The 10,904-nt window shown below is 40.0% G+C and carries 14 protein-coding genes; 7 read left to right on the top strand and 7 right to left on the bottom strand.

The window, feature by feature from the left end; genetic code table 11:
- Window positions 1–558: 558 nt before the first annotated feature.
- From VB713_RS27290 to VB713_RS27270, 5 genes are all read right to left on the bottom strand, one after another.
- Window positions 559–894 carry a hypothetical protein gene (locus VB713_RS27290; protein ID WP_323314623.1) on the bottom strand — a complete coding sequence of 112 codons (336 nt, stop codon included), beginning with the start codon at window positions 892–894 and terminating at the stop codon, window positions 559–561.
- Window positions 891–1,091 (bottom strand): type II toxin-antitoxin system VapB family antitoxin, encoded by a 201-nt coding sequence (locus tag VB713_RS27285; RefSeq protein WP_323314622.1) that lies wholly within the window; start codon window positions 1,089–1,091, stop codon window positions 891–893. Before VB713_RS27285 ends, VB713_RS27290 begins: the two co-directional genes overlap by 4 nt.
- 186 nt (window positions 1,092–1,277) lie before the next feature.
- Window positions 1,278–1,685: a type II toxin-antitoxin system VapC family toxin gene (locus VB713_RS27280; protein WP_323314621.1), complete on the bottom strand. Its 408-nt coding sequence runs from the start codon at window positions 1,683–1,685 to the stop codon at window positions 1,278–1,280.
- 9 nt (window positions 1,686–1,694) lie between these two features.
- Window positions 1,695–1,988 carry a hypothetical protein gene (locus tag VB713_RS27275; protein WP_323314620.1) on the bottom strand — a complete coding sequence of 98 codons (294 nt, stop codon included), beginning with the start codon at window positions 1,986–1,988 and terminating at the stop codon, window positions 1,695–1,697.
- Window positions 1,989–2,373: 385 nt separating this feature from the next.
- Window positions 2,374–2,781: a hypothetical protein gene (locus VB713_RS27270; protein ID WP_323314619.1), complete on the bottom strand. Its 408-nt coding sequence runs from the start codon at window positions 2,779–2,781 to the stop codon at window positions 2,374–2,376.
- Window positions 2,782–2,819: 38 nt separating this feature from the next.
- Between VB713_RS27270 and VB713_RS27265 the strand changes: the two genes are divergently transcribed.
- From VB713_RS27265 to VB713_RS27255, 3 genes are all read left to right on the top strand, one after another.
- On the top strand, window positions 2,820–3,071 hold the full coding sequence (locus tag VB713_RS27265; protein WP_323314618.1) for a hypothetical protein: 252 nt from the start codon (window positions 2,820–2,822) through the stop codon (window positions 3,069–3,071).
- Between the two features lie 61 nt (window positions 3,072–3,132).
- On the top strand, window positions 3,133–3,375 hold the full coding sequence (locus VB713_RS27260) for a type II toxin-antitoxin system ParD family antitoxin (RefSeq protein WP_323314617.1): 243 nt from the start codon (window positions 3,133–3,135) through the stop codon (window positions 3,373–3,375).
- A gap of 5 nt (window positions 3,376–3,380) precedes the next feature.
- Window positions 3,381–3,710 carry a type II toxin-antitoxin system RelE/ParE family toxin gene (locus tag VB713_RS27255; protein WP_323314616.1) on the top strand — a complete coding sequence of 110 codons (330 nt, stop codon included), beginning with the start codon at window positions 3,381–3,383 and terminating at the stop codon, window positions 3,708–3,710.
- A gap of 660 nt (window positions 3,711–4,370) precedes the next feature.
- Here the strand turns inward: VB713_RS27255 and VB713_RS27250 are convergent.
- On the bottom strand, window positions 4,371–4,688 hold the full coding sequence (locus VB713_RS27250; RefSeq protein ID WP_323314615.1) for a hypothetical protein: 318 nt from the start codon (window positions 4,686–4,688) through the stop codon (window positions 4,371–4,373).
- 419 nt (window positions 4,689–5,107) lie between these two features.
- Here VB713_RS27250 and VB713_RS27245 point away from each other — a divergent pair, with 419 nt between their 5' ends.
- The 3 genes from VB713_RS27245 (at window position 5,108) to VB713_RS27235 (ending at window position 9,827) form a co-directional block, all read left to right on the top strand.
- On the top strand, window positions 5,108–9,094 hold the full coding sequence (locus tag VB713_RS27245) for a magnesium chelatase subunit H (RefSeq protein WP_323314614.1): 3,987 nt from the start codon (window positions 5,108–5,110) through the stop codon (window positions 9,092–9,094).
- A 66-nt stretch (window positions 9,095–9,160) separates the two neighbouring features.
- A complete protein-coding gene (locus tag VB713_RS27240; RefSeq protein WP_323314613.1) occupies window positions 9,161–9,439 on the top strand; it encodes a type II toxin-antitoxin system RelE/ParE family toxin in 279 nt (92 codons plus the stop codon).
- 76 nt (window positions 9,440–9,515) lie between these two features.
- A complete protein-coding gene (locus tag VB713_RS27235; RefSeq protein WP_323314612.1) occupies window positions 9,516–9,827 on the top strand; it encodes a HigA family addiction module antitoxin in 312 nt (103 codons plus the stop codon).
- Window positions 9,828–10,170: 343 nt separating this feature from the next.
- On the opposite strand, the gene VB713_RS27230 is transcribed toward VB713_RS27235, so the two are convergent.
- Window positions 10,171–10,572, bottom strand: coding sequence for a hypothetical protein (locus VB713_RS27230; RefSeq protein ID WP_323314611.1), 402 nt, complete (start codon window positions 10,570–10,572; stop codon window positions 10,171–10,173).
- 60 nt (window positions 10,573–10,632) lie between these two features.
- On the opposite strand from VB713_RS27230, the gene VB713_RS27225 reads away from it, so the two are divergent.
- Window positions 10,633–10,904, top strand: a 272-nt coding sequence (locus VB713_RS27225; protein ID WP_323314610.1) for a hypothetical protein, incomplete at its 3' end; no start/stop codon positions are given.

The following is a 10,904-nucleotide window of genomic DNA, read 5'->3' as shown; positions in this document are numbered from 1 at the left end:
AAATATTATTTTATATTCTTATAGCATAATTTAATTGTTTTTCGGAGATGTCTAGTGAAGTATGTGTGAAATCTAGCCTACAAGATTATCTCACTTAGAGTTTATTCCAACGTTGTTTAAGGTTATTTTCAGTTGATAGTCCAGCATCAAGATTGTTGGCAGGTATAACATTTTGTTCACGACAATGTTGAACATAGTTTGTAACTACAATTCGCAACCAACGTGTTATCAAGTTTGGTCCAAAACTGATAGTCGTTCGAGCAGGATCTACGCTTTGAAGCACTCAATGTCATTAAGCAGAGATGGAGGCACATATGCTCCAGATGGCAGACTTCCAGCAGAATGCGATCGCACACAACCCTAATTTTAAACGAACTGCTTGCAGCAGCGCTATCGCTCTCTCAACTTATTCCTAAATGGCGATCTCTTTTTGTGATATTCTATAATTAGAGATGTGCTTAATTAAACACCAGCATTATATTAATATTGTAAGGATGACACAATTATGCAAGCAATTAGGTTACAAAAAACCATAGAGAAAAACGGTGAAATCTCTTTTCAAAATTTACCTGTGGTAGCAGGACAAGAGGTAGAGGTAATTGTTTTATTATCCGTTCTTCCTGCAAGGAAAAAGGTATTAAAAAACTCGGCAGCAAGTTCGTAGTCTTCAGCCATGAGTTCTAAATCAGGGAAAGCTCGGAGGTAATCTCGCAGACGGGTAAACTGTTCAAAATTGCGGATTCCAGAAAGAATTTCTTGACGAATTGCGCCTAGTAAGGCAACTTGGTCATCAGTGATTAAATTCTGCAATATTGTGACTGCTGGGGAAGAATCAGGTGGTGTTTTCCGACGTAGAGCCAGTGACCAAACGGAAGTATCAACAATAATGCTCATGCTTGATGACGTTGCTGCTTATAGTTATAGCCTTCGTCATACTCGATAGTGCCAAAGAGGTCTAATACTTTGAGCCGCTTACGACGTTGAATATATTCGCGCAGTGCTGTTTCTACTAAAGAATCAATGTTTACCTGATTGTCAAGTGCCAACGCTTCTTTTAGTAAGGCTTCGTTTATGTTGAGCGATGTAGCCACAATCAATTCTGATCCTAAAAATAACTAAATAAATGGTAGCGCACTCTAGGTGATTGATTTCATTCATACTGCGATTCCTGCGGAGCGCTTCTCTACGAGTCCCGACAGGGATACGCTATCGCTCTCCCAACTTATTCCTAAACAGTGATACCTTCGGTCAGCGCTTCGCTATCGCTCTTATGACCTTCATAATGGGGGTGAAGGGGTAATAAGCCGTAGATTGGGAATATCCAAGAAGTCTTTGATGTTGTGAGTAACTAGCGGTAAGTCATAGCGTAAAGCCGTTGCAGCAATCCAAGCATCTTGTGGAGATATTGGTCGTCCTGCGCTTTGTCGCTTGGCACGAATATACGCCCATTCCCGACAAAGTGATTGATCAACTGGAATAATTAAGTAGTTAGATAGGTATTGTTCTAGTTGTGTGAAACGGCTATCTCCCCATTTACGCAAAATTGCCCACTGAAACAGTTCAGCTACGGTCATGAATGACATTGCTAATTGTTGACCAGTTAAATATGGTAAGTAAGGGTCGGCATAATCACTACCTTTGAAGATGAAAGAAGCGATATCCGTATCAATGAGATAAAAACTCATGGCGTTTGGTTAGATCACTTCTTGGCGTTGTTGTCGTAGGAAAATGAGAAAATCTTCGATGGAGTCTTCTTCAGGCCAAAAGTCAGCAGCGAGATGTTTGAGGTTATGTACGGTGATAGGGGTCTGTGTGGCGAGTAGTTCTTTGAGGGTGGTATCTTGCGAAAACTGATGCCTGAGATTTTTAAGATCGGTTTGAGAGTGTGAGGATAAATTGTTTTGGGTAAAAATTTGCAACAGTTGTTGACGTTCTGTAGATGATAGCTGTTGGATAGCAGCGATCGCATCTTCGAGTCGTGAAGTCATAGTACAGTTTTGTGGTTATCTGATTCTATTTTATTTAAACGCAGGGGCGATCGCACCCCAACATCCTAAACAGCGATCGCCTATTTTTCTTGATTCAGAGGTGAACACAGATAAACGCGGATTAACACGGATTTTTTGTCTGAATCAGGATGTCCAGGATTTGAGGATGTACAGGATGTAATTTATCGGTTATTTGTTGATGGTTAATGTTGTATTTGTCTGAAGGATGGTAAACAAATAATCCACAACTTTCCACCAATAATCATTAAATGACATCCTGTAAATCCTTTAATCCTGGTTATCCTGATTCTGACAAAAATAATCCCCAATTTCCCACGACGCAATTATTGATTATTTTGTAAGAAGCTAACATGAAAACAACGGGTCAATCTTCATACTGATACTTCACCCCCTCTAGTATTCCTTTGAATTCACTTCCTTTAGTTGTATGCTTGTTCTGATTCCGCGAGAGTGTGAGACTAAAGTCCTTGAATAAGCTGAAAAATTCAGGCAATGGCATTTTTTCTTTAATGCGTCTTACCTGTAGTGGTACTTGTCCACCATCAATCTTTTCTCTTAGCGTATCCATATTTTCGCCTGTAATTAGCAAGAAAACTACGCTAACATTATCCTCGATGGACAACACTTTTATCCCAAACAATCGCTCATTTGATTCTTTCAGATTTTTTTTATCAAGCCAGCAAGATATTGAAGATTGATCGGCATTATCAACTGATACAGAGCCAACCATGTCATTATACTGGACGGACGCTTCAAACGTTTCTACGTTCATGGCAAGTTTAGTTTGCTAGTATTCATAAAATTTACATTATGATTATGCCACAAGCTATAGATTACTCAGGCTATCGCACACAACCCCCTAATTTTAAACGATCGCACCCCAAACCCCAACATCCTCAAACAGCGATACCTTCGGTCAGCGCTTCGCTATCGCACACAACCCCAATTTTAAACGAACTGCTTGCAGCAGCGCTTCGCTATCGCTCTCCCAACTTATCCCCAAACAGCGATACCTTCGGTCAGCGCTTCGCTATCGCACACAACCACCCTAATTTCGCCTAAATTCATAACCAGAATAAAAAATGATAAGATACTAATAAGATTTTATTCATATTAGAAACTTATGAATGTGAGTTTTCCGATACCAAAAGAACTTGAGTCTTATCTTGAGGTTCAGCTTCAATCTGGCAATTATGCTACTGTGGCGGACTATTTTTTGATGTTATTGCAGCAAGATCAACGGCGTAAGGATGCTCAAGCAAAATTAGCTAGTTTGTTACAAGAAGGTTTGGAATCAGAAGCAGAACCTGTAACTCCTGAATATTGGCAAGATTTGCGCCGATCAATCTTTGGTAAGGTGCATTAGTAAGTATGGCTTTTCAGGTAATTGTTCGCAATCGTGCTACTCAAGATATCAGACAACAAGCAAATTATATTTTGGTGAATGGTAATCGGGAATCAGGGGAAAAGTTTTTGGAGTTTGTTGAGTCGGCTTTTGCTCAATTGGCAATAACTCCCAATATGGGTAAAGTTGTATCGAATTTATCTGATATGGGAACAATTCGTCAGTGGCGGATTAAAAATTTTAAGGACTATTTGATTTTTTATAAAGTTCAAGAAGAACAAGTAGAGGTTCTACGGGTTTTGCATGGGGCAAGAGATTTAGAGGATCTCTTGCCATTTTTAGATGAGGAAGTTTAATTTTTTGATTCCTACGGGGCGCTATATCTACGAGTCCCGACAGGGATACGCTATCGCACACAACCCCAATTTTAAACGAACTGCTTGCAGCAGCGCTTCGCTATCGCACTCCCAACATACCCAAACAGCGAACTGACAAAAGCCCTCCGGGCATCCAAGAAACAGCGCTTACGCTATCGCTCATAACTACCCCAATTTTAAACGATCGCCTATTTTTCTTGATTCACAGGTGAACGCAGATAAACGCGGATAAACGCGGATTTTTTGTCTGAATCAGGATGTCCAGGATTTGAGGATGTACAGGATGTAATTTATCGGTTATTTGTTGGTGGTTAATATTGTATTTGTATGAATGATGGTAAATAAAATCATCCCCAATTTTTAACCAACAATTATTAAATAACATCCTGAAAATCCTTTAATCCTGGTTATCCTGATTCAGACAAAAAAATTCTAACTGACCACAAACCAATTCTTGATTATTGATTTATCTGTAATTTTCCTACTTGAAGAAATAACGAACCACTCCAGACACAGAGGAAGAAAGTTACAAACTGGGTTGAAGATCCCCAACTTCTTCTATTCCGAGTCGGCTGAGAAGTTAGGGCATCTCAAAATAGCTGTACCTTTACGCAATCAATGTCGCAGCCTAATCACGCATCATTCATTACTACAACTGTTATATTGAGGGCAACAAGAAACCTTCACCCCCTCAAAGTCAATACTGGGACCACTATAGTAGGGAACCTCAAAGCGCATAAGTCCTCCACCAGCATCAATGGTCTCTCTCTTGTCTGGGGCACTTCTGGCATCAAACTTCAAGGTAACTGGATGAGAACAACGGTTACGGACATCCCAGTAGGTAACCCTACCATTAATACCCTGACTAGCTGAGACGCATTTTGGTAAAGCAACTCGATCACTCGTACCACAGTTATCAGCCAATGCGGGTGCTGCGGCAAATGCTGATACTATCACGCAAATGCAAGTAAAGTATAAAACAGATTTGAACACCTGATGGAGAAATTGCATCGGTCTACATCCTCAAATAGCTTTAACGGGCGCATCGGTTAGGTATAACGGCTGAGTTGGGAGCGATCGCCCAACTCAAAAGCAAAATATCACAATACTTATCAGCACTAACGTTTTGTTACATAACACCATAACTATTGTAAACAAAATTTAAAACTCAGGTGAGAGAATCTGCATTCTTTATTAAGCTTTGTAAATAAATATGTTGTTTTATATATCATTTTGTGTCAGATATAGGACAAAATCCCCACAGAATGGGAGTTTTCTGATAAAAAACTCTTATTGCCGAAAATAATTGAAGTTGCAAACGGCCATATTTACCGTGAGGAACTTCGAGAGAACACGCTTGAAAGGAGCTTATTTGAATGTTTACCCAAGTCAAGTCCACTATTAGACATATTGCACCTGACGATTTACGGGGACGTAAGTTAATCAAAGTCGTTTATGTTGTACTTGAATCTCAATACCAGAGTTCGTTATCGCAAGCGGTACGGGAAATTAACGCTAATCATCCCAGCGTAGCGATAGAAATTAGTGGATACATGATTGAAGAATTGCGCGGATCTGAAAATTATGCAGAATTCCAGCGCGATATAGCCAGTGCGAATATATTCGTTGCTTCTCTAATTTTTATTGAAGACTTAGCACAAAAAGTAGTTGCCGCAGTTGAACCCCATCGTGATAATCTAGATGTGTCGGTTGTCTTCCCCTCCATGCCCGAAGTTATGCGCCTCAATAAAATGGGTAGCTTCTCTTTGGCGCAGTTAGGACAATCCAAGAGCGTGATCGCTAACTTCATGAAAAAGCGCAAAGAAAAATCTGGCGCTGGTTTCCAAGACGGAATGTTGAAGTTGTTGCGGACACTCCCCCAAGTGCTGAAATTCCTCCCTATGGAAAAAGCACAAGACGCGAGAAACTTCATGCTCAGTTTTCAGTATTGGCTAGGTGGTTCAGCCGAAAACCTGGAAAACTTCTTGCTGATGCTGGCTGACAAATACGTATTAAAAGGCGCGGAAAAAGAAAGCTTTGCTGCTGCTAAGTATGAAGCACCAGTTGTTTATCCCGATATGGGAATTTGGCATCCTTTAGCGCCAAGTATGTTTGAGGATGTACGAGAATATTTAAATTGGTATTCTGCACGGAAGGATATTTCCAAAGATTTAAAAGATCCCCTTGCACCATGTGTAGGTTTGGTTTTACAACGGACTCACCTAGTTACCGGCGATGATGCCCATTATGTGGCGATTGTCCAGGAATTAGAGTCTTTAGGGGCAAAAGTTCTGCCTGTGTTTGCTGGTGGTTTGGATTTCTCTAAACCGATAGAGGCTTATTTCTATGAACCAATTACAAAAATGCAGTTAGTAGATGCAGTTGTATCTTTAACTGGTTTTGCTTTGGTGGGTGGACCCGCGAGACAAGATCATCCTAAAGCTATTGAAGCATTAAAACGGTTAAATCGTCCCTACATGGTGGCATTGCCTTTGGTCTTCCAAACCACCGAAGAGTGGCTAGATAGCGATTTGGGGTTACATCCGATTCAAGTGGCTTTACAGATTGCTATCCCTGAACTTGACGGGGCAATTGAGCCAATTATCTTATCAGGTAAAGATGGGACAACCGGGAGAGCGATCGCACTCCAAGACCGGGTAGAAATCGTAGCGCAACGAGCATTAAAATGGGCAAATCTGCGTCGCAAACCCAAATTAGACAAAAAAGTTGCCATTACCGTTTTCAGTTTCCCCCCCGATAAAGGTAACGTGGGAACAGCCGCATATTTAGACGTATTCGGTTCTATTTTCGAGGTTTTACAAGGACTGAGAAACAACGGTTACGACGTGCAGGACATTCCCGCAAACGCCCAAGAGTTGCTAGAACAAGTCATCCACGACGCACAAGCACAATACAACAGTCCAGAACTCAACATTGCTTACAAAATGTCTGTGCCAGAATATGAGTCACTGACACCCTACTCCCAACGCTTAGAAGAAAACTGGGGACCACCTCCCGGAAACCTCAACAGCGACGGACAAAATCTGTTGATTTACGGGAAACAATTTGGTAATGTATTTATTGGTGTACAGCCAACATTTGGTTATGAAGGCGACCCCATGCGGTTGTTATTCTCCCGTTCTGCTAGTCCTCATCACGGTTTTGCAGCTTACTACACCTATCTAGAAAGGATTTGGGGCGCTGATGCTGTGTTACACTTTGGGACACATGGCTCATTGGAATTCATGCCTGGTAAGCAAATGGGAATGTCTGGTGATTGTTACCCAGATCAACTAATTGGCTCAATTCCTAATCTGTATTATTACGCAGCCAATAACCCCAGTGAAGCCACAATTGCCAAACGTCGCAGTTACGCGGAAACAATTTCTTACCTAACACCACCTGCGGAAAATGCTGGTTTATACAAAGGTTTGAAGGAACTCAGCGAGTTGATTGCTTCTTACCAAACTTTGAAAGACACGGGACGCGGTGTTTCCATTGTCAATTCCATCATGGATAAATGCCGCATTGTCAACTTAGACAAAGATATTGAGTTACCAGATACCGATTCCAAGGATATGTCTCCAGAAGAACGGGATAATATCGTTGGGAACGTTTATCGTCGGTTGATGGAAATTGAATCGCGGTTGTTACCTTGTGGACTGCACGTTATCGGTAAACCTCCTACTGCCGAAGAAGCGATCGCAACTTTAGTCAACATCGCTAGTTTAGATCGTCAAGAGGAAGAAATTCAAGGCTTACCCGGAATTATTGCTAGAAGTCTGGGACGCACCATTGAAGATATCTACAGAAACAACGATGCCGGAATTTTGGCAGATGTGCAACTCTTACAAGATATCACCTTAGCAACCCGTGCGGCTGTCACAGCATTAGTCCAAGAACAAATTGACGCAGAAGGTAGAGTTTCCCTCGTTTCCAAGTTGAACTTCTTCAACATGGGTAAAAAAGAACCTTGGGTAGAATCTCTGCATCAATCAGGTTACACCAAAGTTGACACCTCTGCGTTAAAACCCCTGTTTGAATATTTGGAATTCTGCTTAAAACAAGTTTGTGCAGATAACGAACTCGGTGGACTTCTCCAAGGTTTAGCCGGTGAATACATCCTACCCGGACCCGGTGGCGACCCCATCCGTAATCCTGATGTATTACCCACTGGTAAAAATATACACGCATTAGATCCCCAATCTATCCCCACATCTGCCGCAGTCCAATCTGCGAAAATCGTCGTTGATCGGCTGTTGGAACGGAACAAGTCAGAAAATGAAGGAAACTGGCCAGAAACCATCGCCTGTGTTCTCTGGGGTACAGATAACATCAAAACATACGGTGAATCCCTCGCCCAAATTATGTGGATGGTGGGAGTTCGTCCAGTTCCCGATGCTTTGGGACGGGTGAACAAGTTGGAATTGATACCTTTGGAGGAATTAGGACGACCCAGAATTGACGTAGTAATTAACTGTTCTGGTGTATTCCGCGACTTGTTCATTAACCAAATGAACTTACTTGACCAAGGTGTGAAAATGGCTGCGGAAGCTGATGAACCTTTGGAAATGAACTTTGTCCGCAAGCACGCTTTGAAACAAGCGGAAGAAATGGGCATAAATCTGCGTCAAGCTGCAACTCGCGTTTTCTCTAATGCTTCTGGTTCTTATTCTTCTAATATTAACCTTGCGGTGGAGAATAGCACTTGGGATAGTGAAGCTGAGTTGCAAGAAATGTATTTGAAGCGCAAATCTTTCTCTTTCAATTCTGATAATCCTGGGGTTATGGATGAGTCAAGAGAGATTTTTGAAACGACTTTGAAAACTGCTGATGCAACTTTCCAGAATCTCGATTCTTCGGAAATCAGTTTAACAGATGTTTCCCATTATTTTGACTCTGATCCGACTAAGTTAGTAGCAAGTCTGCGTGCAGATGGCAAGAAACCTGCATCTTACATTGCTGATACAACTACTGCGAATGCACAGGTGAGAAGTTTATCAGAAACTGTGCGTTTAGATGCGCGGACTAAGTTGTTAAATCCCAAATGGTATGAGGGAATGTTGTCTCACGGTTACGAAGGTGTGCGCGAACTTTCTAAACGGTTGGTAAATACCACTGGTTGGAGTGCGACTGCTGGCGCTGTGGATAACTGGGTTTATGAGGACACGAATGAGACTTTCATCAAAGATGAGGAAATGCAAAAGCGTTTGATGAATCTCAATCCTCATTCTTTCCGCAAGATTGTTTCTACTTTGTTGGAAATGAATGGACGCGGTTATTGGGAGACTAGCGAGGAGAATTTAGACCGGTTACGTGAGTTGTATCAGGAGGTGGAAAATCGGATTGAGGGGATAGAATAGGTTGACATGGGCAGGTTTTATACCTGCCTCTTTAATAATGAAATAAAATTAACAAATAAAAGATAGATGATTCAAACATTTAAAAATAAAGCATTAGAAAATTTATTCAGAGAAAATGTTAATAAAGGAGTTCCTGCAAATTTAGAAAAGAAAATTAGAATTAGATTAGAAGTTATAGACTCAGCTTTAATCGTAGAGGATATAAGATTACCAGGTTATGATTTACATGAATTAAAAGGTGACAGAAAAGGAACTTGGTCAATTAAGATATCAGGAAACTGGCGGATAACTTTTAAATTTGAAGATGGTGATGCTTATGATGTCAATCTTGAAGATTATCATTAACTCCTGTGTTAATATAATATTAACTGGGTAGAGATTGCTAACTAACGGTAGTAAAATTTATTAAGGATTAGTGATTATGAATAATTTGCAAGATATTACTCAAGATAGATTAGTAAGACCAATACATCCAGGTGAAGTAATTGCAGATATTTTAGATGATTTAGATATTAATCCTAGTAATTTTGCAGATATTTTAGGAGTATCTAATCAAACAATTCAGGAAATTATTAATGGTGAAAAATCCATTACTGTAGATATTGCAATTCGTCTTGGTAAAGCTTTAGGTAATGGACATAAACTTTGGTTGAATCTTCAGCAAAAAGTTGATGTTTGGGATGCTTTACAAAGCCATAAGGAAGAATATGAACAAGTTATGACATTGGTTTAAAAATTAGTAACATTTAGATTTGTAATCTATTAATATATTTGATTACCTAATCGAATATTATCACCAATTTTTTTAATTAGTAGCTGCCATTTTTTATTTGTATGTTCGATAAAATTATAAAATAATCCTGTTATTAACAACATACAAAATCCAGATAATAAGACCAGAAAAGAACTCATAAACTCTGCTCTAACAAATAATACAAAAGAAACAATTAATATTATGAAGAAAGTGATTAATAATAAGCAATTGATAACAACTAAAAATGCTGTAATCATATTATTAATAAGTTTTTTTCTATATAAAAACTTCATTAATCTAGGATCTATAAATGATTGGTGAGCTACATACTTGATATTTTCGATATAGAATAGAATAGACTCAATATTTTTCTGTAAAAAACGCATTTTTGGCGGATGCTTTTTATTTTATCTTCCTTGTGATTATAACTACTTGCGGCTTCTCCAGCTAAATCTAATCCTAATCCAGCGACAGGTCCTCCGAATATAGCTAATAAACCTCCAGCAATACCAGCTATTATGGAAAAATTATTTTTTTCTGCTTCAGTAGCTCTAATTATTCCATTTATTTTGATTTGACATTCCTCGAGTTGAGATTGATAGTCATTAATTGACTTTAATTGTTTTCTCATAAGCGATTGATTACCAAAATCAACTCCAATATCTGCTGATATTTTGTTGATTTCTGTTTCTATGTTGTTTAGTAAAGTATTTAAGTTATCCATAATCAGTAATACTTAACGAACTATGTAATTTTTAATTATACTATAGGAGATGTGGGGAGAGTGCGATCGCTTTTTCAGGATGTTGGGGGTGCGATCGCTATTATGAGTATAGGGGTGCGATCGCTGTTATGGGATGTGGGGATGCGATCGCTTTTGGGGATTTGGGAGTGCGACGCTTTTGGGAATGTGGGGATGCGATCGCTGTTTGGGGATGTGGGGGATGCGATCGCTTTTTGGGGTGTGGGAGTGCGATCGCTGTTTTGGGGTTTGGAGGAAGTGCGATCGCTTTTTGGGGATGTTGGGGATGCGATCGCTTTTGGGATGTGTGGGAG

Origin of the sequence: Anabaena cylindrica UHCC 0172, from assembly GCF_034931625.1 — a bacterium.
GTDB classification, from domain to species: Bacteria; Cyanobacteriota; Cyanobacteriia; order Cyanobacteriales; family Nostocaceae; genus Anabaena; species Anabaena cylindrica_A.
Note: the sequence above shows the minus strand (reverse complement) of the source record. Positions and strands in the feature narration are given on the sequence as shown.

Coding starts and splice junctions, on each gene's coding strand:
- VB713_RS27255 (WP_323314616.1), top strand. CDS start 3,381: ATGGCTTTTCAGGTAATTGTTCGCAATCGTGCTACTCAAGATATCAGA.
- VB713_RS27245 (WP_323314614.1), top strand. CDS start 5,108: ATGTTTACCCAAGTCAAGTCCACTATTAGACATATTGCACCTGACGAT.
- VB713_RS27235 (WP_323314612.1), top strand. CDS start 9,516: ATGAATAATTTGCAAGATATTACTCAAGATAGATTAGTAAGACCAATA.
- VB713_RS27270 (WP_323314619.1), bottom strand. CDS start 2,781: ATGAACGTAGAAACGTTTGAAGCGTCCGTCCAGTATAATGACATGGTT.
- VB713_RS27230 (WP_323314611.1), bottom strand. CDS start 10,572: ATGGATAACTTAAATACTTTACTAAACAACATAGAAACAGAAATCAAC.
- VB713_RS27280 (WP_323314621.1), bottom strand. CDS start 1,685: ATGAGTTTTTATCTCATTGATACGGATATCGCTTCTTTCATCTTCAAA.
- VB713_RS27260 (WP_323314617.1), top strand. CDS start 3,133: ATGAATGTGAGTTTTCCGATACCAAAAGAACTTGAGTCTTATCTTGAG.
- VB713_RS27290 (WP_323314623.1), bottom strand. CDS start 894: ATGAGCATTATTGTTGATACTTCCGTTTGGTCACTGGCTCTACGTCGG.
- VB713_RS27265 (WP_323314618.1), top strand. CDS start 2,820: ATGATTATGCCACAAGCTATAGATTACTCAGGCTATCGCACACAACCC.
- VB713_RS27275 (WP_323314620.1), bottom strand. CDS start 1,988: ATGACTTCACGACTCGAAGATGCGATCGCTGCTATCCAACAGCTATCA.
- VB713_RS27240 (WP_323314613.1), top strand. CDS start 9,161: ATGATTCAAACATTTAAAAATAAAGCATTAGAAAATTTATTCAGAGAA.